Here is a 23,674-nt window from a genome sequence, read left to right as displayed (position 1 = left end):
CTTATCGATGCCACACGTTCCCGATGCTTCCCGCCGGGCGAACCTCGCCGGACAGCACCCGTGCCACCGACTCCAGCGACAGCGGCGTGTACTCGAACGCGGCGAGCCCGCAGTCGACGCCTTCCAAGGCCTCCAGATCGTACGGCTTGCCTAGCGCGACCGCCGTGACTCGTTTGCCCGCGGCAACGAGCCTGCGCACGATCTCAAGCTGGCCGCGGTTGTCCATTCCATTGTACAAACCGTACACGATGCGGTCGTAACGCTCGGCTTCCAGGAGCACGCGTACGATCTCCGCCTCGTCCGGATCGATGCCGACGAGCAGACTCGCGCCGCCCAACCTGTCCGCCATGACGTCGGGGAAGCTAAGACCGCCCGCAACCTGGCTCGACGCCTGATCGGGCCGGTACGGAAGACTGCCGACAAACAACGTGCGCGTCTCTCCCGGCCGCAAGGGGTCGAGACCTCCCGACACGAAGCAGATGCTCGCATCGCCGATCGCCGCGGCTTCCTTGCGGTGCGCCTCGCAGCCGACGACGGAGAGCGGGGACGCCTCCGATCCCGAAGCGTATTTCTCCTTATAATACAGCACCTTGTCCACCGCGCGGTCCACTGTCTCCATCGGCAGCTCGCCGGACTGCACGGCTTGCTCGATTACCTCCACGGTCTCGCGGACGAGCGACGGCGTGTGGCTGACGAACAGCAGGTGGATGCCCGCCTTCAAGGCCCCGAGCGCGCCCTGCGCCGTGCCGTAATACTTTTTCACCGCGTCCATCTCCAGGCAGTCCGAGACGACCAGCCCCCCCGTAGCCGAGCTTGCCCTTCAGCAGGTCCTCGACGATCACGGACGACATCGTGGCCGGCACGCGGCGCGGCTCGATGGCAGGGAACATCATATGCGCGATCATGATCGCCTCTGCACCGGCCGCGATCGCGGCGCGGAACGGCAGGAGCTCAAGCGCCTCAAGGTCCGCCAGCGTCTTTCCCGAAGTCGGCAAGCCCAGATGCGAATCCACTTCGGTGTCCCCGTGCCCCGGGAAATGCTTGAGCGCGGCCAGCACGCCGCCTCCCTGAAGCCCGCGGAGCATCTGCAGGCCGTACGTCGCCACCGTCTCCGCGGTGTCGCCGTAAGAACGGACGTTGATGACGGGATTGCGTTTGTTGTTGTTGATATCGAGCACGGGCGCCAGGTTGAAGTTGATGCCCAGCGCCCGCAGCTCCGCCGCCGTGATCCGGCCTGCCGTCAGCGCCCCCGACGGATCTCCCGCGGCCGCGATCGCCATCGCGCCCGGGACGTTCACGGCGTCGCGGGGCAAGCGCGTCACCCTTCCGCCCTCCTGGTCGATCGAGATCAGCGCCGGATAACCTGTCCCCGGCCGGATGAGCTCCTGCAGGTCCCCGCACAGCCGCGCGAGCTGCGAAGCGTTTTCCGCATTGTGAGAGAACAAAATGATGTTGCCGATCTTCCAATCCCGCACGAGCGCCTTGAGTTCCTCCGTGACCGACGTGCCGGGGAATCCCGTTACGATCAGCTGGCCGATCTTCTCGCGCAGCGACTGCGGCCGCCGGTATGTCGCATCCATGCTCGCCATCCTTCGATTCCTCCTTCTAAGAGAAAAGCGGCCGCCGGTCGGCTGCGCATGCGCAGCGTTCCGGTCGTCCGCGGCTTCGTTTCAATACATCAATACAAATGGAACTGCGCCTTGGTCTCCCCCGAACGCCCGGCTCTCTTCGCGGAATCCCGCGAGCAATCCCGGCACGTCCGCCGCCGCGCGCTCCGACCGATACAGGTCGTCCCCGCCGAGCAGGTCGATGAACGGACGCGAGCCTTCCCGCAGCGGCGGAAGAAACGAGAATTGCTCGTAATTGCGCTTGATCGCATAGAGGAGGTTCACGCCGGTTTCTAAAGGAAGCACGGCGCGGACGTCGGTGACATGAAGCTGAACGCCCCGGCAGAACGCGCCTTGATGCTTGGAAAAGGACGGCTTGAAGTAAGCAGGCCGGAAGAACACGCCCGGCAGCGCCAAGCCGTTCATCTCGTCCGCGAGCCGCTCCGCGTCGATGAAGGGTGCTCCGATCATCTCGAACGGAAACGTCGTTCCCCGTCCCTCCGACAGGTTCGTGCCTTCGAAAAGGCAGGTGCCGCCGTAGAGCAGCGCCGTTTCGAACCGGGGAATGCCGATCGACGGATGGATCCACAACCGATCCGTATCGGGAAACAGCATGTCGCGCGTCCAGCCCTCGCACCGGACGACGTGCAGGTCGGCGCCCCAGCCCTGCTGCGCGTTCGCCATCGTCGCGACCTCGCCGGCCGTCAATCCGTAACGCACGCACAAGGGATAGCCCCCCGACGAACGATCGGTAGCCGTCTTTCAACACGTTGCCTTCGACAGCGACGCCGCCCAGCGGATTGATCCGGTCCAGCACGACGAACGGCTTGCCCGCCTTCGCGCAGTCCTCCAACGCGTAGAGCATCGTATAGATAAACGTATAATAGCGAACGCCGACGTCCTGGATGTCGTAGACGACCATGTCGACCGCGTCCAGCATCTCCTGGGTGAGACGCTTGGAGTCGCGTCTGTACAAGCTGTATACGGGTACGCCCGTCCGCTCGTCGGCGTACGTATCCACCAGCGCGCCCGCATCCTGATCGCCGCGCACGCCGTGCTCGGGCGAGAACAGCGCGGCCAGCTCGTAGCGCTCGTGCAGGCGTTCGATCGTCGACTTAAAGCCGTGCGACAGGCCGGTCGGCGAGGTGATCAGGCCGAGGCGTTTACCCTTGAGGAGACCGTCGTAGCGCGCGAGGTTATCTACGCCGTTCAGAATCATCGCTTACAGCTCCGACTGGCGCAGGCGCAGCGTTTCCTCGGGAACCATGAACGTCTCCGCATACGTCTTGCGCGCTTCGATGCCGCGAACGCGGGCCAGATGCTTGTAATATTCCATGTAAGGGAACGACTTGCTGCCGGTCACGAACCAGTGCGTCGACAGCGCCTTGATCCACAGGTCGTAGGCTTCCTGGTCAAAATCGACATAGACGTAAGGGCGATAGTCGACGGCATCCTCCCAGTTTTCCGCATAATACAGCTTGCCCGCGAAGGCCGCCGGCAGCGCCCGCTCGATGGACGGCAGGCCCGCGAAGAAGCGCGCGTCGTTGACGATCCGGTGCGTCGTCATATGGTCCTTATGCATGCTGTTTTTAAAATGCGTGATGATGATGCTTGGACGCACCTTGCGAATGACGTCGCATACGCGCCAACGGATCGCAGCGTCGTCCGGCAGCTCGCCGTCCGGAATGTCGTCGAACACGATCGCTTCGCCGCCCAGCAATTCCGCGAATGCTTGCGCCTCCCGGATTTTCTGCGCCTTGTAGTCCGCCATGTCCTGTCCTGCGGGCACGCCGCGTTCGCCGGGCGTCAGCGCCAGCGTCACGATGCGGTCGCCTTTGAGCGAATGACTCGCGAGCACGCCGCCCGCCGTCAATTCCATATCTCCTACGTGGCCGCCGATGGCCAAGATCGTCTGCTTGTCGCTCATTGTGTTAGCTCCTTCCGCATGATCGCGAATTGACGTACCGTGTCGAAGCCGGCCTTCTCGTAGATTCGAATGGCCGGATTGCCGCTCCCCGTGAAAAGCGACATATAATCGGCGCCGACATCGCGCAGCGCCTCGCAAAGCTTGAAGAACAAAATGCTGCCTAGCCCGCAGCCCTCATGGTCCGGATGGACGCCGATGCCGGCGAAGTAGCCCCGGCCGTTGTCCTGCCGGACGACCGGTCCCGCGAAGCCGGCCGCTTGGCCGCCCGGCGCCGCCGCGATCACGACGGGCACGCCGTCCGCGGCGCAGGCCGCGATCTCCCGCTCCCAAGCGGGATTGTCGAGACCGGCCAGCATCTCGGCCAGCCCGGTATGCCTGCGCGGATCGAACAGCTCCACCGCGTAGCCGGCTTCCTCGGCCTTCGCCTCCTTGGCGCGAATATCCGCCGGGATCGCGAAGTCCGCAAGCGGCCTGTACATCGCGCACTGCCGCGCCCGATCCGCATACCCTTCGCTCAGGAGGAAGCGATAAAGCCCGGCGTCGGCCGGCACGCCCGGCGCATTGTTGTGCTCGTGCCCCGGCGTGCCCGGAATGTACCAGGGCAGCCGCATCGGGTTAAAAAACAGCACCTCGGACTGGCGCTTGCCGAGCGTGCGGAAGCGCGTTTCCAGCGCATCTAACAGCGCTGCCCGGTTCGCATCTGTGTCGAAGCCTTCGGCCAGCACGATGCAGGTGATATAGCCTGCTACATCGCCCAGCGGCAGATCGTCGCCCGTGCAGCCGCAGGCGAAGCCGCGTACCTCTCCGCCGTCCGGCAGCACGAACGCGCAGGCCGGATCGAAGTACCGGTTCGCCGTGAATATCTCGGCGAACGTCTCCCGCGTCAGCTCCTTGTAGCCTTCGCGGACGGCCGAGCCGTTCCAGAGCGCGACGACCGCGTCGACATACCGATCTTCCCAGGCGCCCAGCTTCAACTCCGTCATCCGCCGCACCCTTTCTCCGTTAAGTACTTCGCGACCCTACCGCCGCAGATGTATGCACGTGCGCTGACACTTCGCTTCAGACGCTCGCTTTTCCCCACGAAGTATGCATCCACGTTCACACTTTGTCCGACGCAGTCGCTTTCTCGATCGATGTATCCACATACGCGCACACTTGTACCGAACGATCAGACCCGCTTCGGTGCGCGCGGCTGTAGAGTAACTTTCTGCCTTTACAGCACCATTTTGACCGGACCGCGAGCCTGTAGAGTAACTTTCTGCCTTTACAGCACCAATTCGACCCGACCGCGAGACTGTAGAGTAACTTTTTGCCCTTACAGCACCAATTTGACCCGACCGTGAGCCTGTAGAGTAACTTTTTGCCTTTAAAGCACCAATTTGACCGGACTGTGAGCCTGTAGAGTAACTTTTTACCTTTAAAGCACCCTTGGACCGGTCCGCGACGCTGAAGAGTGTGTTCGAGGTAACAATCCAGCACTTTTCATCGATTGATGATTTGCGCCGTGCTGTACTAGTACGAGATCTTCCCCAGCACGACCGGCCGCGCCGCGCCCGTCGCCGCCGGCAGGTTGGCCGGCTGGCGGGCCATCGCGTAGTCCGCCAGCAGCGCGAACGCGATCGCTTCCTTCGCGTCGCTGCTGCCGCCGACGGCCTCCTGCGTCGCGACCGCCACGCCGCGCGCCGCCATCTCGGCGGCGAGATCGCGCATCAGCACGGGGTTGTAGCTGCCGCCTCCGCCGACGATCATGAGATCCGCGGCGTGCCGCCCCGCGATAAACCGGTCGTACGCGTCGCCGATCGACCAGGCGGTCAGCCTGGTCACCGTGGCCGTGAGATCCGCGTCCGACAGGCCAAGCTCGCGGCCGCGGCGCACGATCCGCTCCACGTAGTCCGCGCCGAACCGCTCGCGGCCCGTCGACTTCGGCACGGGCATCGCATAGTACGCATCCTGCCGGAGCTCGCCGAGCAGCGTCTCGCTCACGCGGCCGCGCGCCGCCAGCGCGCCGCCCGCGTCCATCGCAAGCGCGCCGCCCGTCACGAGGCTCGCGACGCCGTCGATGAGCATGTTGCCCGGGCCCGTGTCGAAGGCGTACACGTCCTCGGGTCCGCAGCCCGCCGGGATGACGGTCACATTGCCGATGCCGCCGATGTTCTGAAGCAGCAGCGTCCGGTCCGGCTCGCGATAGAGCAAATATTCCGTGAACGGAACGAGCGGCGCGCCTTGTCCGCCCACCGCGAGATCCGCGGGGCGGAAGTCCGACACGCACGGAATGCCCGTGCGCGCGGCGATGACGGCGCCTTCGCCGATCTGCACGGTGAAGCCTGCCTCCGGCGCATGATAGATCGTCTGACCGTGCGAGCCGACGACCGAGACGTCCGCCGGCGCGAGACCGGCCAGGCCGACGACGGACAGCGCTGCGTCCGCGTAGAGTTCCCCCGAGGCGAACGTTCAGCGCGCCCACCCGGTCCACGGTCGCCCGCGCGGGATCGAACAGCTCGAAGATCTCGCGCCGCACGTCCGCCGGGTACGGCTTGTTCTCGAAGGCGAGCAGGCGCACGGAGATTCCTCCATCCCCGCCCGGCTCGCCCAAGATCTCGACGGCCGCGGCGTCGATGCCGTCGACGGACGTGCCGGACATCAGGCCGACCGCGAAGCGACGCGATGGTTCGCCATTCTGCCGGGACATGCCCGGCTTCGAACGGTCAACGCACCGCCGCGAGCGCTCCTCATACCCGCCGCCTTCGAGTGCTCCGCCGGCTTCGCTGCGCACGGCAGCTACGGCCGAATCACCCGCCGCAGTCCCGCCCCGCTCAGCCATCCCTTCACCGCTCCCGGCCTTCGCCGACCCGCGCGTTCCTTCTTTCCCCACGCCCATATCAGCCCTTGACCGCGCCGACGGTGACGCCCTCGAGGAAATACTTCTGCAGGCTGAAGAACAGGATGAACATCGGCACCGCCGAGATCGTCGCGCCCGCCATCATCGGGGAGAAGTACGTCGTGTTCGCGAACCGGAAGTTCTTGAGGCCGACCTGGATCGTCTGCATATCCATCGTGTTGGTGACGAGGAACGGCCAGAAGAACGTATTCCAGCTGTCCATGAACGTCAGGATCGCGATGACGGCCATGACCGTCTTGGACAACGGCATGATGATCCGGAAAAAAAATCTGGAACTGGCTGCAGCCCTCCACCTTCGCGGACTCCATGATCTCGGTCGGGATGCTGCTCATGAACTGCTTGGCGAGGAAGACGTTGTACACCGTCACGAGACCCGGCAGAATCAGCGCGCTGTACGTATTTTCGATATGGAACGTATTGACGATGAGGATGTACAGCGGCACCTGCGTCACCTGGTACGGGATCATCATCGCCGCGAGCAGGATGGAGAACAGTACGCCCCGCCCCTTGAAGCGCAGCTTGGAAAACGCATAGCCCGCCATCGTCGCGAAGAAGACGTTCGTGATCGTCACGGCGCCCGCCACGATCGTCGAGTTCAGAATCCAGCGGTACGAATACTCGCTATAGTTGAAGAAAAAGGAATACGACTCCAGCGTGAACTTCCCCGGCCAGATGGAATAGCTGACGGCCCCCGCCTCGACCGGGTCTCCGAACGAGGAGATGACCATGAAGTAGATGGGGAACAGCGTCGCCAGCGCGAAGAGCAGGAGAAGGACGACAATCACGGTATTGCGGGCTCTCTTGCCGGCCCGGCTGCCGGTATGGTTATTGTAAAGCGACATATGCGGTTGCCTCCTTCCCCCTAGTAGTCCACGTCTTTGCCCAGGAACTTGAACTGGAACAGCGAGACCAGGGCTATGATAAGCGCCAATATCAGAGATTGGGCCGCGGCTTTGCCGAATTCAAAGTACTTGAAGGCATTGTCGAAAATGAGCAGGCCGACCATCGTCGTCGCATGGTCCGGTCCGCCGCCGGTCATCAGGTACGCGTTCTGGAACACCTGGAACGATCCGATCACGGCCGTCACGAGCAGGAACAGCGTCGTCGGCTTGAGGCTCGGAATGACGATATGCCACAGCTTCTGCAGGAAGGACGCGCCGTCGAGGTCCGCCGCTTCGTAGTAGCTGTCGTCGATGCCGAGCAACGCGGCCAGATAGATGATGATGCTGGCGCCGTGGCTGGACAGCCAGGCCATGATGACGAGCGAGAGCATCGCCGTGGCGCTCGAGCCGAGCCAGTTCTGGTTGTGCGCGCCGAACCAGCCGATGAATTGGTTGAAGATGCCGCCCGGCATCGGATCGAAGATCCACAGCCAGACGAGCGAGAGCGCGACGCCGGAGGCGACCACGGGCAGGTAATACACGGCTTTGAACACGGTCTGCAGCTTCTTGCGCAGCGGGAGAATCATGATCGCCACGAGAAAAGACAGCAGCAGCGCGACCGGGACGGTCAGTATGGTGTAGTAGAGCGTGTTTTTGATCGACTTCCAGAACAGGTCGTCCTTGAACGTCGCCGTATAATTGTCGAAGCCGATGTAGGTCGAACCCAGCGGCTTGTATTCCTGGAAGCTGATGAGGAACGCGCTGAAGACCGGATAAGCCGTAAACAGGGCGTACACGATGAGCGCGACCGCGATGAACGCGTAGCCCCATGCGCCGTCGCCTTTGATCTTGCGCTTTTTTGACCGATTGTGCCGACTGGGCCATGTGCAGGACTCCTCTCCTCGCGTCCGCTTATGAAGAAGGATAGCCGCATGCGGGGTGATCACGCGGCTATCCGTACGCGAATGCGTTATTGCGAATGCGTCGTTAATCTTGGACGATGCCGTCCTGGCCGAAGGCGTCGATCGCGGCTTTCTTCACCGCGTCGTACATGTCCTGCGGCTTGATCTCGCCGGCGAGCAAGGCTTGCATTTTCGGAACGATGACCTCGTTCTCGATCTTGATCGCCTTGGCGCCGAGGTCGGCCGGGATGTCGGGACGCGCCGGCGCGGCGTGGGAGAGCATCGTCTCGACGGCGGCGACGTTGTCCGGGCTGCGGTCGACCGTCATGGAAGCGGCCGCTTCGCGTCCGCTCTTGGTGATGTGGGCCGCGAACAGGTCGTTGTTCGTCGTGGCCGCGACCTTGCCGCTCGACAGGAAGTAGGCGGCCTTGGCGATGTTCGCCTTATGCTCGGCGGTCGGCTCCTTCTTGCCGCGGAACGCGACGTAGCCGTCGACGACCGTCGAGGACACCGGCTCCGCGCCTGCGAAGGTCGGCACCGGCAGGACGATATAGTCGACCTTGATGCTGTCCTTGACCGCGCTGCCGTCTTTGGCGTCGATTTTCGCGTTGTTCTTTTTTCGCGGAGTTCTCGAACGTCGCCAGGCCCTTGCCGGTGATCATCGTCTGGCCGGTGAGGAACATGTTCCAGCGCTTGCCCGCGTCGACGGAGCTCAGCTCCTTCGGCATCGAGCCGTCGTCGATCATCTGGCGAAGATCCGTCAGCAGCTCCAGATAGTTTTTGCTCGTATAGGCATACTTCAGATCTTTGTTAAACGCGGCCGGCATGCCCGCGCTCTTGGCCATGATGCCGAGGTAGTCCTTGGAAGCGACGCCTGCCGTCGCGAAGACGAAGCCGTAGCGGGAAGTCGCATTGCCGTTTTTCACGACGCCCTTCTTGATCGCCTCGCGGAATTCGTCGTAGGTCCAGCCGTTTTTCTGAACGTTTTTCCAATCGATGCCCGCAGCCTCGAGGAATTCCTTGTTGCCGCCCAGGGCGTGGACTTCCATGTAAGCGGGGAAGCCGTACAGGCCGGAGCCGTTTTTCATGTATTCCAGCGGCGCGGTATCGTAGTCGCCCGTCATCTCCGGCGTCGCGACGTCGGTCAGGTCGAGCGCCATGCCCTGCTGCACGTACTTGGCGATGCCGTCGGAGCCGATGAACGCGATGTCCGGCGGGCTGCCCGCGTTAACCTGCGTGTCGAGCTTCTGCGTCATGTCTTCCCAGCTGGCCGGCTCGATTTTGAGCGTCAGGTTCGGGTACTTGGCGTTGAAATCCTTTTCCATCTGGTCGAAGTTGTCCTGGTACGTCGGCGATACGGGCGGCAGCAGCGCCGTGATCGTATCCTTGGCGCCGGAATCGGCGGAGCCGGATGCGGCAGCCGAGCCGGATGCGGCCGGGCTGGCCGCGCCGTTCTTGTCGTTGTTGCCGCCGCACGCGGTCAGCGCGGATACGGACAGCGTCGCTGCGAGCATGAGCGAGAGTGCTTTGCCTTTGTTCATCATTCGGATGACTCCTCCTTGGGATGGCCCCTCAATCGGGTGAATGAAGACTAACGCTTGCCGGTTAAACGACTTGCTTGTGCGCGCGGATCGTCGCCTTGAGATTGCCTTCGAAGCGGGCCAGCGATGCGGCCGCCTCCGAAGCGGCGAGCCCCGTCTCGATCATCAGAATCGCGAGCTTGCAGCTCTGCGACGCCCGCGCCAGATAATCGGACGCCGTCTCGGCGTCGACGCCGGTCGCGGCCTTGATGATGCGGATCGAGCGATCCTGCAGCTTCTTGTTGCTCGCCTTGAGGTCGACCATCAGATTGTTGTAGGTTTTCCCCAACTTGACCATCGTCGCCGTCGTCAGCATGTTAAGCACCAGCTTCTGCGCCGAGCCGGCTTTCAGCCGCGTGGAGCCCATGATGACCTCCGGTCCGACGACGGGCGCGATGCAGATGTCGCACACTTCGCCGAGCTTCGAGCCTTTGTTGTTGACGACGCCGATCGTGGCCGCGCCGATCTCTCCCGCCCGACGAAGCGCGGCGATGACGAAGGCCGCGCTGCCGCTGGCCGAGATGCCGATGACCGCGTCCTTGTCCGTGACGCCGATGCGCGCGATGAGCGCCATCCCCTCCTCCGCGTTGTCCTCGAATCCTTCCACCGCTGTTCGAAGCGCCGTATCCCCGCCTGCTATATGCCCCTGCACGAGCTCAGGGTCGACCCCGAAGGTGGGCGGACACTCGGATGCGTCCAGTACGCCGATTCTGCCGGACGAGCCGGCGCCAATATAGAACATTCTGCCCCCCGCTCCTGAGCCTGGCATGCAGAACGTCTACCGCCTCCATGATGTTCGGAATTTCTTCCGCCACCGCGGCCGGAACGGCGGCATCCTCCCGGTTGAGAAGATGCAGCATCTGCTCCGTTGTGCACTCGTCGATCGTCCGGGTTGCCGGATTGATCTTCTCGGTGGTTAGACCCGCGAGATATTCGTTCATGGCCATTCTCCTACCCTTTGTTTGTGAGGATCGTCCTTTCATGGATCTATTTAATGCCCCCCTCTTGGGCTCTATCTTATCGTCTCCGCTTTGGAAGCGTCAATACTTTTTTGAAATAAAATTTCATTGTAAAAATTTTAATTGCATTTTTATTTTCATAAAAGCAACAAAAAAAAGACACTGCCGCGCGTGTCCGGCAATGTCTGAAATCGCTATCTGCGGTGCTTTCCCGCCAAAATATTGTGGGTTTTCAACAAATACTTTTTGATATTCGGATATTCCGCGCTGGCCACGCCGGCGAACAGGATGTCGATGACGGTCAGCATCGCGATGCGCGACCCCATCGCCCCGCTCCGGATCGTGACCTCGGGCGTGGAGATGCTGAGCACGATGTCGGCCTTGTCCGCGAGCTCGCTCTTGTTGAACTTGGTAAGGGCGATCGAGGTCGCGCCCGCGCGCTGCGTGATCTCGAGCGCCTCGAGGATCTCGATCGTATCGCCGGAGTTGGAGACGAAGAAGGCGACGTCGCCTTTGCCGAGCAGCGTGGCCGCCGTCAGTTGGCTGTGCCCGTCCGTGTAGGCGTGGCACATCTTGTTGATGCGCGAGAACTTCTGCTCGCCGTCCATGCATACGAGTCCCGAAGCCCCGATGCCGAAAAATACGATCCGGTTCGTGTCGCGCAGCGCCTGGACCGCCTTGGCGACCGCGCTCCGGTCGATGATGCTGAGCGTGTCCTCGATCGACTTCATGTTGTTGTACGAGATGTTCGAGACGACGACGTTCAGGTCGTCCCCGGGCTGGATATCGGTATACTCGTCCTTCTGCTCCTCGTCCATCGAACCGACCGACGCCGAGATGCTCACGATGAAGCTGCGGTAACCGCTGTAGCCGAGCGTCTTGCAAAAGCGCAGCACCGACGCGTCGCTCGTCCGGCTGAACTGCGCCAGGCTCTTGATCGAGAGATGCGGAATCTCCTCCGTATTGGCGAGGATGTACTCGGCCACCATCCGTTCGACGGGCGTCATGCTGTCCTTCATGTCGCGGATCTTGAGCAATATATTGTTCTGGATCGCCATGGTAGGTACCTGCGCATTCTGTCGTATTTTAGTAAATAGTAAGGCCATTTTTTGCAAAAGACAAGGGATGGCGGGACGGTTGAGCCATTTGCGGATTAGAAATAATATTTTGAAACAAATATATCATAATGAAATAAAATTTCTATATTTTATTGTTGGCAAGTGGGTCCCATGCTATAATAGCCGCAAATGAAGGGCCGCAACTTAAAAGGTACGTTGGACCGAACGGGCCCGCAGGAGGTAAGTCATGAGCAAGCTGAAAATCGCGATTATCGGGTCCGGCAGCACGTATACGCCGGAGCTGATCGAAGGCATCATCAAGCGCAAGGGGGGTTCTGCCCGTCAGCGAGCTCGTGCTGATGGACATCGACGCGCATAAGCTGAACGTCGTCGGCAGCCTGTGCCGGCGCATGATCGAAGCGGAAAATCTGTCCTGCCGCGTCACGCTGACCCAGGACCTGGACGAGGCGCTGCGGGACGCGGACTTCGTGCTCGCGCAGATTCGCGTCGGCAAGCTGTCCGCCCGCGTGCTCGACGAGAAGATCCCGCTCAAGTACGGCCTGATCGGCCAGGAGACGTGCGGGATCGGCGGCTTTTTCAAGGCGATGCGCACGATTCCGGTCATGCTGCAGATCGCGGCGCGGATGGAGGAACTGTGCCCGAACGCCTGGCTGATCAACTTCTCGAACCCGGCGGGCATCATCACCGAGGCGCTGCTCAAGCATACCGGCGTCAAGATGCTCGGCCTTTGCAACGTTCCGTATAATATGTACAAGAGCATCCGCGAGTCGCTCGCGCTGCCGGACGCCAAGATGACGTATGTCGGACTTAACCACCTGAGCTGGATCACCGCGATCGAACAAGACGGCAAGGACTATCTGAAAACGGCGCTCGAGCTCGGGCTCAACAGCGAGGCGATGAAAAACATTCCGTCGAGCGGCTTCAGCCGCGAGCTCGTGAACATGGTCGGCGCGATTCCCTCCTCCTACCTCGAGTATTACTACTTCAAGGACAAGAAGCTGAAGCTGCTGATGGAAAGCGAGCAGACGCGCGGCGAGAAGTGCATCGATATCGAGGCGGACCTGTTGCGGATTTACGAGGACGCCGAGCTGCACGTGAAGCCGGAGCTGCTCTCCTCGCGCGGCGGCGCCAACTATTCGGAGGTGGCGATCAGCCTCGTGGACGCGATCTGGAACGACAAGCGCGAGGTGCACGTCGTGAACCTGCTGAATCGCGGCGCCTTGTCGTTTATGGAAGACGACGACGCGGTCGAGACGTCCGCGGTCATCGGCAAGGACGGCGCGACGCCGGTCGCGGTGCCGGGCTTCGCGAATCGCCACATCATCGATTATATGCGGATGGTGAAGGCGTACGAGCGCGAGACGGTAGCTGCCGCGGTGAGCGGCAGCGAGGACGCCGCGATGCGCGCGCTGCTCATGAACCCGCTCGTCGGCGACTACAACACGGCGCTGGCATGCTTCAACGAGCTGAAGGAAGCGCACAAGGCGTATTTGCCGCAGTTCGGGTGAGTATCGGCTGTAAATTGGGCCGGTGCGGGTCAGGTTTGGGCGACTATAGCAGAAGTTTTTTCCGCTAGGGGCCACGCTGGCGGGGTTTGAGCGGCTTTTAGCGGAAGTTGTTTCCGCTATGGGCGACGCCGGCCGGGTTTGAGCGGCTTTTAGCGGAAGTTTTTTCCGCTAGGGGCCTCGCTGGCGGGGTTTGAGTGGCTTTTAGCGGAAGTTTTTTCCGCTAGGGGCCACGCCGGCCGGATTTGAGCGGCTTTTAGCGGAAGTTTTTTCCGCTAGGGGCCACGCCGGCCGGATTTGAGCGGCTTTTAGCGGAAGTTTTTTCCGCTATGGGCGACGCCGGCCGGGTTTGAGCGGCTTTTAGCGGAAGTTTTTTCCGCTCGGGGCCACGCTGGCCGGGTTTGAGTGGCTTTTAGCGGAAGTTTTTTCCGCTATGGGCCACGCCGGCCGGGTTAGAGCGGCTTTTAGCGGAAGTTTTTTCCGCTAGGGGCGGCAATGGCCGAGTTTGAGTGGCTTTTAGCGGAAGTTTTTTCCGCTATGGGCGACGCTGGCCGGGTTTGCGTGGCTTTTAGCGGAAGTTTTTTCCGCTATGGGCGGCGATGGCCGAGTTTGGGCGACTATAGCGGAAGTTTTTTCCTCTATGAGTTGCACGGGTTTGGTTTAGGCGCGATAGCGGAGCTTTCTTCAGCTATCGCTCGGGTGCACGAGAGCCCTCGGCAAGCGAATGTGTTACAAGAAAGAGAAACGAGCGTGATACCTATGAACGGCGCGGAACCGGGGGCCGGCTACGTCATCGGCGTGGACGGCGGCAACAGCAAGACCGACTATTTCCTGTTCGACCGCGAGGGCGGCTTCGTCAACCATATCAACGCGGGCACGTGCAGCCACGAGCGGTTCGCCGACGGCTACGCGGGCGCTTACCGCGAGATGGACGCCCGCATCCGCGAGCTGCTCGCGCCATGCGGCATCGCGCCTTCGCAGGTCGATGCCGCAGCGTTCGGCCTCGCGGGCTGCGACCTGCCCACGCAGCAGGAGGAGCTGTGCCGGATCGCCGGGCGAATCGGGCTGCGGCAGTATGCCGTGGACAACGATTCGTTCCTCGGCATCAAGGCGGGCACCGCGCGCGGCTACGGCATCTGCTCGGTCAACGGCTCGGGCGCCGTCACCGGCGGCATCTCGCCGAGCGGCCTGCGGCTGCAGGTCGGCGGCATCGGCAGCGAGCTCGCCGGGGACGAGGGCGGCGGCTACTACCTGGGCCGCAAGGTCGTACGCGCGGTCTATGACGGCTTCTACCGGCTGGGACCGCCGACCGCGATGGCCGAGCCGGTCATGGCGCTGCTCGGCGCGCCGTCGCGCGAGCGCTTCATGGCGTATGCCGCCGAAGCCGCGTACAAGCGCGCGCTCCCGAACACGGCGCTGATGCGCGTGCTGTTCGCCGCTGCGGACGCGGGCGACGAAGCCGCCGTCGCGCTGGTGGCGCACTCGGCCAGGCAGATGGCGCTGTCCACGGCGGGCTGCATCGCCAATCTCGACTTCCCCGCGGACGACGAGATCGAGATCGTGCTGTCCGGCTCTGTCTGGATCAAAGCGGAAAGTCCGCTGATGATGCAGCGGTATATGCGGGAGGTGGGCGAGCTGACCGGCCGCCGATGCCGCTTCCTCCCGCTCGCCGTCCCTCCGGCGACCGGCGCGGTGCTGTGGGCGCTGGAGCTGGCCCGCGGCGCCCCGGTCGACGCCGGCATGCGAAGCAAGGTGTTGCAAGGCGTACAAGCGAGGCTCTGATCCGCAAAAACAAACGGACCCTTCCCTCTCGAAGCAGAGGCGAACGGGTCCGTTTTATCGTTTCTCGGTCAGCAGGAGACGTCCGTCTCTTTGCCTTCAAAAAAGATCGTCAACAGCGCGCTCAGCTCCGAACGCTGCTGGGCCGTAAAACCGCGCAGCAGCGACTCCGAAATCTGCGCTTGACGGGCTTTGATCCGGTGAACCTGGCAGCGCGCTTCGTCCGTGAGCTCCAGCAGCGTCGCCCGGCGGTCGTACGGATCCGCGATTCGCCTGATCAGCCCGTCCCGCTCGAGCGCGTCCACCTGTTCGGTGACCGTCCTCGCTTTAACGCCCAGCTTGCCCGCCAGCTCGTTCATTCGGATCGTACCGGCTCCCCAGACCGTCAGCAAAAGCCGGATCCGCGAGCCCGACAGCGGAAAGGGCAGGTCCGACGAAGATAGTCTGGCTTCGAATTCTTGCTGTATATAGTGGGTAGCCCGCAGCAGCAAGCTGAACGACCTCTGCCGCCTTCGGATCTCCAGTCGCTGAATCGGTCATGGAATCGGATCGCTCCTTGACAAACGAATAGTAGAAGCGTAAGCTAAAAGCGAATTAGTGAGGGCCCTCACTTTCACCCACCACAGCACTTTGATCTTCTTGTTTAAGTTTACATGTTTCTTACTCGGATGCAAATGAAAGAAAACGGAGGAATCCAGATGACGCAAGCGAATTTGAACATCGGCATTATTCTCGGCAGCACCCGCGAAGGACGTGTCAGCCCCCAAGTAGGCGCATGGGTGAAGGAAGTCGCCGACAAGCGGCAGGACGCCAATTACGAGATCGTGGACATCGCCGAATACGATTTGCCGTTTTTCGGGACGACCGCCATGCAGGAGCCCGGCATCGCCGCCTGGAATCAAAAGCTCGCTTCGCTGGACGGATTCATCTTTATCGTCCAGGAGTATAACCATAGCATTACGGGCGTGCTGAAAAACGCGCTCGATATGGCTCGCGACGCCTGGAACCACAAAGCCGCGGGCATCGTCAGCTACGGCTCCGCCGGCGGCGCGCGCGCGGCGGAGCATCTGCGCGGCATCCTGGGCGAGCTGCTCGTCGCTGACGTACGTTCGAACCCGGTGCTCTCCGTTTATACCGACTTCTCGGACCGTCAAACGTTCAAGCCGGCGGAGCTGCACGTGCCGATCGTGAACGAAATGCTGAATCAGCTGATTACATGGAGCGCGGCTTTGAAGCCGGTCAGAGCCAAGTAATCGGCCGGTTGCCTATTCCCCGCCCATACGCAAAAAGCCCGCGACGCGGATTCCTGCACGGAATCGCGTTCGCGGGCTTTTTGCCGCGCTTTTCCCGCTGCCGGCGAGATTAGCCCTTCTTCGTGCTCAGCCAGTTCACCAGCGTGTTGATCTGATCGTCCGTCAGCGTTCCCTTGAACGCGGGCATGCCCCCGCCGCCGTTGTGAATGCGCGTCGAGAGCTCGTCCGTCGACAGCCGCGCGCCGACGTCCGTCAGCTTCGGACCGACGCCGCCGCTCAGATCCGCGGCATGGCAGGCGATGCATTGCGCCTTGTAGATCGTCTCCGCGTCTTCGCCGGATGCCGTCGTCGTACCGCCGGGCGATGCCGGCGCTTCGCTCGACGGCGGCGTCGTGGACGCGTTATTGTTGCTTTTTCCGCATGCCGCCGTCGTCATTGCCAGCAGCGCGGCTGTCGCCGCGATTGCCGCCCATTTTCTCATGCGAGCTTGACCTCCTTCTGTCGTTTGCGGTTAGATTTCTCCATTTATCCGAGCGGCATACGCGCGACGAACGGTCCTGCGTCACGAGAATAGCCGCGGACATATTGGACACGATAAGGACGAGGCTATGCAATTTATGGCAACGGCGGTGATGCGTTTGAACGCGAATCAAGAATGGATCGGCCATCTGTCCGAGCTGCGCAAGCGGCTGATCGTCACGGGCGTCTGGTTCGTCGCTTCGATGGGCGCCGGCTTGTACCTGTCCCCCTCGATCCTGCTGCTGCTCAAATCGCGGGCTGCGGCCGGCGCCCCCATCGACTGGCACGTTTTTTCATTCACCGACGGCTTGTTCGTCTATCTGAGGTGCGCTTTTCTGCTGGCCGCCCTGCTCACCTTTCCGATCGCGATGTATCAGGCCTGGGCGTTCGTACGGCCGGGTCTCACAGGCCGGGAAGCGCGCGGAACGCTCGGCTACGTCCCGGCATCGTTCCTGCTGTTTCTCGGCGGCGTCTCGTTCGGGTATTTCCTCGTCTTCCCGATGATGCTCCGGTTCATGCAGTCGATGAACGAGAGCGTGGGCGCCGTGGAAATGTACGGAATCGAGCGCTACTTCGCCTTTATGTTCGGCGTGCTGATGCCGCTTGGCATCGCGTTCGAGATGCCGCTCGTCATGCTTTTTCTGACGAAGCTCGGCCTGCTGGACCCTGCGCGCATCAAGTTTATCCGCAAATACGCCTATGTAGGGCTCGCGGTGGTAGGCTCCTGCATCTCGCCGCCGGACCTTTTTTCCCACTTGTCCGTGACGGTGCCGCTCCTGCTGCTGTTCGAGTGCAGCGCGCTCGTCTCGAACCGGCAGTTCCGGCTGCGCCGCGCGGCGGGGCCGACGCCCGGTTAAGGGCGTTGATGTTTAAGCCTGCGAAATATGAACGCGTTCAAATGCCTTCAAAGGAGGTGAACCAACGATGTTCCACAATATCGGCATCTCCGGACTGCTGATCATCTTCGCCATCGCGCTGATCGTCTTCGGTCCGGCCAAGCTTCCCCAGCTCGGCAAAGCCTTCGGCGAGACGTTGCGCGAATTCCGCAGCTCCACCCGCGGCATCATCGAGGACGACAAGCACGAGCCTGCCGCCGAGCTGATCAAGGAGCGGAATCCGACTTGAAGCCGCGCTCCCCCCTATAAAAGAGAACGCCAAAAAATCCCTTCCCCGTTTCCGACAGCGAATGTGTCGGCAGGTGAGGGATTTTCCTTTTCAACGATTCTATCTACGATTCCGCGACGACGATCTTGACGTCCCAGCGCCCAAGCTGCAGACTGTCGCCCGTCCCGATCCGCGCGTCCGCCAGCAGTTCGCGTCCCGCGCCGTGCGGATAACGCACTTCAACCGGCGCATCCGAGTAATTAAAATAGTAACGGACGACGCGTCCCTGCCCGTTGACGCCGGTCTTGACGACGATCGGAAAAACGAGCTCCTGGTCGGCGCGGAGCAGGTCCGCGCTCGCCAGCGCTTCCCTGAATATGCGGCGCATCGCATCCGCCGAAGTCATGCAGCCAACGTAGGTCGCCGTGCCGGCTCCATATTGGTTGCGCGTGACGGCCGCGTAAGTCCCCCCAGTGCGCATGGTCGTAATAGGCGAGTACCTCCGCCGTCGTCGGCGTCAGCAGCTCCATCCACGTCCGCACCTCGCGCGCTCCGGAGTCGAACGACAGCGCGCCGTCGCGCAAGGCGACCGCGTCCGGCTCTACGAATACGCTGTAGCCGACGCCGCAGGCTTCGTGGATGATGCCAGGCTGCTGCGCGGCGCGCACCTGGACGACCTCGTCCGCGAAGCCGGACTTGAACGAATAGACGACATGGCCGCCGTCCCGCACGTAAGCGTTCAGCCGCTCGAGCGTGTCGTCGGGCGCCGCGTAAAGCGCCGGCACGACGATCATACGGTAGTCCGCCAGCCGCTCGTGCGAAGCGGGGATAAAGTCGCATTGCACGTTCAGCTTGTACAGCTCGTCGTACATCCACCTGACGACGTCGTTATATTTCAAACCGCCGGGCAGCTTGAACCATTCGAGCGCGGTCAACGCCTCGTTGCTGACCATCACGGCGACGTCGCTCTTCTTTTTCAGATTGACCAACTGCTCGCTGAGCCGCGCGAAGTCCCTGCCAACCGTCTTCGCTTCGTCGTACACCGGATTCGGCTTGAGATCGTGGCTGAGCAGCCCCTTCCAGTACGTCTCGAACGAATTGTGGATCGAGTGCCAGTGCCAGTACGCGACCATATTGGCCCCGGAGGCCAGATGGCTGAACGCGAGCTGCCGCAGCTGGCCGGGATACGGCGTCCAATCCGGGAACGCCTGCGCCTGCGTCTCGAGCACGAGATAGTTCGTCCCCTTGAGCGACCGCGTCATGTCGCCCCCGAACGAGATCTCGGCGCCGGTCAGCTTGGCCTGCGACGGATGATAAATGTCGACGCCCGCGATATCGAACGGCCGCGCCGCCTCGAAGTGGTCGACCGACGGCTGCACGCCGAACGAGTGCCCCCGCCACTCGAAGTCGAAGTTCTGCGTCACGAACTGATCCGGCCGCGCGTACTCGCGGACGAGGCCGACCTGCCAGGCCAGGAATTCGGTCACGAGCCCGCGCTGGAACCTCGCGAACTCGGCGCCCAGGCTGCCGTTGATCGTGCCGTTTACCGAAGGGAAGTCCTCCCAGCTGTCGATGCGGTTGCTCCAGTAGTCCAGTCCGAACCGCCGGTTAACGACGTCCAGGCTGCCGTATTTTCTCGCATGTACTTCACGAACCGCAGTTGCACGTTCGGCCCCGCCGTATCATAATGCTTCGTCTCGTTGTCGGTCTGGTAGCCGATGACGGCCGGGTGGTCCTTGACGCGCCCGATGAGCCTGCGGATGATACGTTCGGCGTAAAACAAATACGTCTTGTTCGTAATGTCCATGATCTGGCGCGCGCCGTAGCGGCCGGGTCCGCCCGCCGCCGTCTCCGCGAGCACGGCGGGATCCTCCTTCACCATCCAGGCGGGGACCGCGTAGGTCGGCGTGCCGACGATCACGCGGATGCCCGCTTCGTGCATCGCATCCAGCACCCTGTCGACGGAGGAAAAGTCGAACACGCCGTTTTGCGGCTCGTGCGTGCTCCAGGTCGACTCGGCGATCCGCACCGTGTTGATGCCGGCTTCCTTCATCATGCGAATGTCTTCGGCCAGCCTGTCGTAAGGCATGTATTCATCGTAGTAGGCGACGCCGTACAGCAGTTTATCCAAGTTCGTCCACTCCCTGCGGTTCATTCTTATCGTTCATTCTTATCGCACCTGTCATTCGAATCCCGTCCTCAAGCGGCTCAGGCTCATTGGTTGCGGTACTGGTTCGGGGTCATCCCCGTATACTTTTTGAACACCTGGAAGAAGTACTTCTCGTCCTGATAACCGACCTCGTGCGCCACGTCCGCGATTCGCGCCCCGCTGTCCTCGAACAGCCGGCAGGCCTGGTCGATCCGGGTCTGGTGCAGATAATCCAGAAAGCTCGTCTGCAGCTGCTGCTTGAACAGCAGGCTCACGTAGCCGGGCGTGATGAATACCTCCCGCGCCACCGTTTCCCGGCTGATATCCTTGCTGTAGTTGTTGCGGATATAAGCGATGACCGCGTCGAACAGCTTGTTCCCGTTCTTCTTCGCGTTCAGTTGGGCGGCGACGAGCCGAGCGGTCTCGTCCAGCGCCTGCACGATGCCTTCGAGGCTCGAGCGGGCCAGCATATGCGTGATCCCGGCCAGATCCCGGCCGAACACCTCCTGCACGTTGACGTTTTTCTCGATGCACAGCCGATACAACGCGAAGAACAGGGAAAAAATCGAATTCAGCACCGGCTCCTTCGATGCGCTCTCCGGCCGCAGCGCCTGCAAAAACGCCTGGAGCTGCTCGCGGATCGCGCCTTCTTCCCCGTGCATGACCGCCTGGATGAACGCCTTCTCCAGCGCGAACGGATAAGAAGTGCGATCCGTCTCGCCGTCCACGGACTCCATATAGTCGACGATCTTGCGGTCGCCCATGTAGAACCGCATGTCCAGCGCCCGCGCCGCTTCCTGATACGAGAGACGCAGATGTCCGATCTCGGCGCCGACGCTGCCGATGCCGACGCTGACCGTGAACTTGAGATACGTTTCCGCGTTCCGCTGGATCTGCTCCGCATAGCGGCCGATCGCCGCGCTGTCCGGCATCTCTTCCGCGTTCAGCAGCGCGATCAGATCGTCGTTATGCTCGAAGGCGGCGCACATGCCCAGAGGAGCGAGCGTCTCCTCGGCGATGTTTTTGAGTCCGTACTTGTACAGCTCGACGTCCTCGTCGCCTACTCGCTGCTGGAACGAATGGAAGTTGTCGATCTGCACGACGAGCGCGCCGTAAAACGAATGGCCGAAGACGATGCCGTTCGTCTTCAGGCTCGCGAGGAGCCGCTCGTACGGCGGATTGTCGGTCAGCACGAGCCTGCCAAGCATCTTGTCCCGCAGCAGCGGGAAGCTGTCGCGGAAGCCCGCCTTCAGCTCCTCGAGCCTGCTCGACTGCTGCCGTTCCCGATCGATCTCCGCCCGGAGCTGGAGCACGAGATCCAGAATCTCCTGCCTGCGGCTCGGCTTGAGCAGGTAGTGACTGGCCCCGAGCGACATCGCCTTCTGGGCATAGGAGAACTCGTCGTAGCCGCTCATGATGACGCATTTGACGGCCGGATATTGCTTGGAAATTCGCTCGATCAGCTCGAGGCCGTCCATTTCCGGCATCCGGATGTCCGTCAGTACGATATCGACAGGCACCTGCGCCATCCGTTCGAGGGCTTCCTCCCCGTCCCTGGCCTCGGCGACGATCGCGATATCGTGCTGCGCCCAGTCGATCAGCGTCCGGATGCCGCTGCGCGCCCGCTCCTCGTCGTCGACGATCATCATACGAATCATGCGTCCGTCCCTCCCTCCATCTCGGTTTTCGCCGGGATCTCGATCTCCACGACGGTGCCTTGTCCCGGCTCGCTCATATATCCGATGCGATAATGGTCCTTGTAGAAATGCCGCAGCCGTTCCTGCACGTTCTGCACGGCATAGCCCCCCGGTATCCTTCGCGGTGTAAATATCGCCGTCGCTGCGGATCTCCAGGATCCGTTCCAGCGTCTCCGCCGACATGCCCGGTCCGTTGTCCTCGATCCGAAAACGCAGGCGATCCCCCTCCTGCACGCCCGATACGCGGATACGGCCGCCGCCGCGCTTGCGCTCGATGCCGTGCACGATCGCGTTTTCCACGAACGGCTGCAGGCTCAGCTTCAAGATGACGAAGCCGCCGATCTCGTCCGGTATGTCGATCTCGTAGGCAAGCAGGTCCTTGAAGCGCATCTGCTGCAGCGACAAATACAGCTCCAGCAGCTCCCGTTCCTTCGCCACGCTGGTGAAGCTCTTGCCCCGGTTCAAGCTGAGGCGGAACAGCCGCGACAGATTGATGATCATCTCGCTGATCCGGTCCTGCCCCGCGGCCTCGGCCTCCCAGAAGATCGTGTCGAGCATGTTGTACAGGAAATGCGGATTGATCTGCGACTGCAGCGCCTTCAGCTCCGCTTCCTGCTCGCGCAGCTTGAGCACGTAGACGTCGTCGACGAGCGTCTTGATGTTGGCGACCATGCTGTTGTAGCCGCGGCCCAGGTGACCGATCTCGTCTCCGTACTTGACCGCGATCTTCTCGTCGAACTGGCCGTTCTGGAACCGGCGCATCGACAGCAGCAGCTTTTTGAGCGGCGCCGTGAGGAACGCGGACAGCAGCATCAGAATCGGAATGCACAGGAGCAGCCAGCCGGCGATCGATAAAATGACGAACAGCTTGATCGAATTCAGCTCTCGCGTCAGGTTGCTGAGCGGGACGCCGTACAGGATCTGCCAGCCGTTCTCGCCGGTGCTGTACGACAGCAGCAGCTTCTCGCCTCCGACCGTGACGACATCCGAGCCGTCTCCGCTCGCCAGCGCACGGATGCGCGCCGTGTCCGCGGCCGAACCGTCGTAAAATGGCATCCCCGCGGACAACAGCGGCACGCCGTCGGCATCCAGGATGACGATGCCGTGATCCTTGTCGTACATCGTGTTCAGGTACCGGCTCAGCACCGTCTGCACGTTCACGCCGACGAAGATAAAGCCGATATTGCGTCCGTTTTTCACGTTGCGCACGACCCGGGTCATGCCGATCTTGGCATTGCGGTTGTTCTGGATAAACGTATTGTTCGCTTCCGTGAGCGGGAACCAATAGGAAGAACCGTTCAACGCGACCGTCTTGCGGTAGATGCCGCTATTCCTGATGTCTTCGATCGAATAAGGCCCGCTGCTGTCGTCCGTCGCCAGCTGGAACAGCGGCTGGCCCGTCCTGCCGTACAGCGCGACATAATCGAAGTTGCCGGTGACGAGCATCTGGTCGATCAGCGTAGAGTTCGCGTCGCTGTACAGGAGCGGATCGAGCGGTTCCTGCGCGTCCGCTTCCTTCGCCAGCATCGTCTGAATGACGGGCGCGATGCTGAACACCGTCACCCAGTTCTGCATCGCGCGCTGCAGCGAAGCGACATTGTTGTCGATCGCCTTGACGGGCCCCTGGTTCGTCGCGCTGACCTTGCTGACGATCTGCTTCTCCGACGTCCGGAAAGCATAGTACCCGAGCACCAGGGAAAATATAGTCATCAGCAGCGAAAATAAAATGACGATCTTATAGGTGAGACTCATGTTCAGGTAGATGCGCAGCATGCCGTCCCCCCCCAGGCGTCCCTCGGTTTGTACTCATGATAGCCAACCGCAGGACATTCCA

At 61.9% G+C, this 23,674-nt stretch carries 18 protein-coding genes and 8 pseudogenes; 6 read left to right on the top strand and 20 right to left on the bottom strand.

Annotated features, from left to right (window positions below):
* Position 1: 1 nt before the first annotated feature.
* From OMP40_RS09610 to OMP40_RS09555, 14 genes and pseudogenes are all read right to left on the bottom strand, one after another.
* Positions 2-640 (bottom strand): glycoside hydrolase family 3 protein, encoded by a 639-nt coding sequence (locus tag OMP40_RS09610; protein ID WP_277533250.1) that lies wholly within the window; start codon positions 638-640, stop codon positions 2-4.
* Positions 641-643: 3 nt separating this feature from the next.
* Positions 644-772, bottom strand: a pseudogene (locus OMP40_RS09605) (hypothetical protein); the annotation flags it as partial.
* Between the two features lie 88 nt (positions 773-860).
* A pseudogene (locus tag OMP40_RS09600) lies at positions 861-1,580 on the bottom strand (glycoside hydrolase family 3 N-terminal domain-containing protein); the annotation flags it as partial.
* 98 nt (positions 1,581-1,678) lie between these two features.
* A pseudogene (locus OMP40_RS41400) lies at positions 1,679-2,826 on the bottom strand (exo-beta-N-acetylmuramidase NamZ family protein).
* Between the two features lie 3 nt (positions 2,827-2,829).
* The gene (locus OMP40_RS09590) at positions 2,830-3,534 is read right to left on the bottom strand and encodes a PIG-L deacetylase family protein (RefSeq protein ID WP_277530934.1); all 705 of its coding nucleotides are present in this window, start codon (positions 3,532-3,534) and stop codon (positions 2,830-2,832) included.
* A complete protein-coding gene (locus OMP40_RS09585; RefSeq protein WP_277530932.1) occupies positions 3,531-4,517 on the bottom strand; it encodes a GNAT family N-acetyltransferase in 987 nt (328 codons plus the stop codon). The genes OMP40_RS09590 and OMP40_RS09585 overlap by 4 nt, the downstream gene beginning before the upstream one ends.
* Positions 4,518-5,046: 529 nt before the next feature.
* The gene (locus OMP40_RS09580; protein ID WP_338131148.1) at positions 5,047-5,934 is read right to left on the bottom strand and encodes an anhydro-N-acetylmuramic acid kinase; all 888 of its coding nucleotides are present in this window, start codon (positions 5,932-5,934) and stop codon (positions 5,047-5,049) included.
* A 100-nt stretch (positions 5,935-6,034) separates the two neighbouring features.
* Positions 6,035-6,175, bottom strand: a pseudogene (locus tag OMP40_RS39910) (anhydro-N-acetylmuramic acid kinase); the annotation flags it as partial.
* 238 nt (positions 6,176-6,413) lie between these two features.
* Positions 6,414-7,275, bottom strand: a pseudogene (locus OMP40_RS09575) (carbohydrate ABC transporter permease).
* A 20-nt stretch (positions 7,276-7,295) separates the two neighbouring features.
* On the bottom strand, positions 7,296-8,162 hold the full coding sequence (locus tag OMP40_RS09570; protein ID WP_277533075.1) for a carbohydrate ABC transporter permease: 867 nt from the start codon (positions 8,160-8,162) through the stop codon (positions 7,296-7,298).
* Between the two features lie 139 nt (positions 8,163-8,301).
* Positions 8,302-8,727 carry a hypothetical protein gene (locus OMP40_RS39905; RefSeq protein WP_338131079.1) on the bottom strand — a complete coding sequence of 142 codons (426 nt, stop codon included), beginning with the start codon at positions 8,725-8,727 and terminating at the stop codon, positions 8,302-8,304.
* Positions 8,660-9,760 (bottom strand): ABC transporter substrate-binding protein, encoded by a 1,101-nt coding sequence (locus OMP40_RS09565; protein WP_338131078.1) that lies wholly within the window; start codon positions 9,758-9,760, stop codon positions 8,660-8,662. Before OMP40_RS09565 ends, OMP40_RS39905 begins: the two co-directional genes overlap by 68 nt.
* Before the next feature lie 61 nt (positions 9,761-9,821).
* Positions 9,822-10,737, bottom strand: a pseudogene (gene murQ / locus OMP40_RS09560) (N-acetylmuramic acid 6-phosphate etherase).
* A gap of 212 nt (positions 10,738-10,949) precedes the next feature.
* Complete coding sequence (locus OMP40_RS09555) at positions 10,950-11,813, bottom strand: MurR/RpiR family transcriptional regulator (RefSeq protein ID WP_277530931.1); 864 nt, start codon at positions 11,811-11,813, stop codon at positions 10,950-10,952.
* A gap of 247 nt (positions 11,814-12,060) precedes the next feature.
* Here OMP40_RS09555 and OMP40_RS09550 point away from each other — a divergent pair, with 247 nt between their 5' ends.
* The 3 genes from OMP40_RS09550 (at position 12,061) to OMP40_RS09540 (ending at position 15,121) form a co-directional block, all read left to right on the top strand.
* Positions 12,061-12,192, top strand: a complete 132-nt coding sequence (locus tag OMP40_RS09550; protein WP_277530929.1) for a hypothetical protein — start codon at positions 12,061-12,063, stop codon at positions 12,190-12,192.
* Positions 12,173-13,342, top strand: a complete 1,170-nt coding sequence (locus OMP40_RS09545; protein WP_277530927.1) for a family 4 glycosyl hydrolase — start codon at positions 12,173-12,175, stop codon at positions 13,340-13,342. The genes OMP40_RS09550 and OMP40_RS09545 overlap by 20 nt, the downstream gene beginning before the upstream one ends.
* Positions 13,343-14,098: 756 nt before the next feature.
* Positions 14,099-15,121: an N-acetylglucosamine kinase gene (locus OMP40_RS09540; RefSeq protein WP_277530925.1), complete on the top strand. Its 1,023-nt coding sequence runs from the start codon at positions 14,099-14,101 to the stop codon at positions 15,119-15,121.
* Between the two features lie 68 nt (positions 15,122-15,189).
* Here OMP40_RS09540 and OMP40_RS09535 read toward each other — a convergent pair whose 3' ends face one another.
* Entirely contained in the window at positions 15,190-15,609 is a 420-nt protein-coding gene (locus OMP40_RS09535) for a MarR family winged helix-turn-helix transcriptional regulator (RefSeq protein WP_277530923.1), read from the bottom strand.
* Positions 15,610-15,816: 207 nt separating this feature from the next.
* On the opposite strand from OMP40_RS09535, the gene OMP40_RS09530 reads away from it, so the two are divergent.
* On the top strand, positions 15,817-16,371 hold the full coding sequence (locus tag OMP40_RS09530; protein WP_277530922.1) for an NADPH-dependent FMN reductase: 555 nt from the start codon (positions 15,817-15,819) through the stop codon (positions 16,369-16,371).
* Between the two features lie 109 nt (positions 16,372-16,480).
* On the opposite strand, the gene OMP40_RS09525 is transcribed toward OMP40_RS09530, so the two are convergent.
* A complete protein-coding gene (locus OMP40_RS09525; protein ID WP_277530921.1) occupies positions 16,481-16,852 on the bottom strand; it encodes a c-type cytochrome in 372 nt (123 codons plus the stop codon).
* A gap of 136 nt (positions 16,853-16,988) precedes the next feature.
* Between OMP40_RS09525 and tatC the strand changes: the two genes are divergently transcribed.
* Together tatC and OMP40_RS09515 are read left to right on the top strand one after the other, a co-directional pair.
* Complete coding sequence (tatC, locus tag OMP40_RS09520; protein WP_277530919.1) at positions 16,989-17,747, top strand: twin-arginine translocase subunit TatC; 759 nt, start codon at positions 16,989-16,991, stop codon at positions 17,745-17,747.
* 67 nt (positions 17,748-17,814) lie between these two features.
* On the top strand, positions 17,815-18,015 hold the full coding sequence (locus OMP40_RS09515) for a twin-arginine translocase TatA/TatE family subunit (RefSeq protein ID WP_090116968.1): 201 nt from the start codon (positions 17,815-17,817) through the stop codon (positions 18,013-18,015).
* 379 nt (positions 18,016-18,394) lie between these two features.
* Here OMP40_RS09515 and OMP40_RS09510 read toward each other — a convergent pair.
* From OMP40_RS09510 to OMP40_RS09495, 4 genes and pseudogenes are all read right to left on the bottom strand, one after another.
* Positions 18,395-18,475, bottom strand: a pseudogene (locus OMP40_RS09510) (hypothetical protein); the annotation flags it as partial.
* A 58-nt stretch (positions 18,476-18,533) separates the two neighbouring features.
* Positions 18,534-18,947, bottom strand: a pseudogene (locus tag OMP40_RS09505) (beta-galactosidase trimerization domain-containing protein); the annotation flags it as partial.
* A 590-nt stretch (positions 18,948-19,537) separates the two neighbouring features.
* Positions 19,538-20,125: a beta-galactosidase gene (locus tag OMP40_RS09500; RefSeq protein WP_277530917.1), complete on the bottom strand. Its 588-nt coding sequence runs from the start codon at positions 20,123-20,125 to the stop codon at positions 19,538-19,540.
* An 83-nt stretch (positions 20,126-20,208) separates the two neighbouring features.
* Positions 20,209-23,613, bottom strand: a complete 3,405-nt coding sequence (locus OMP40_RS09495; RefSeq protein WP_277530915.1) for a response regulator — start codon at positions 23,611-23,613, stop codon at positions 20,209-20,211.
* Between the last annotated feature and the right edge of the window lie 61 nt (positions 23,614-23,674).

The sequence above is a fragment of the Cohnella rhizosphaerae genome (assembly GCF_029525575.1).
GTDB lineage: Bacteria > Bacillota > Bacilli > Paenibacillales > Paenibacillaceae > Cohnella > Cohnella rhizosphaerae.
This window is presented reverse-complemented; position numbering and strand designations above follow the sequence as displayed.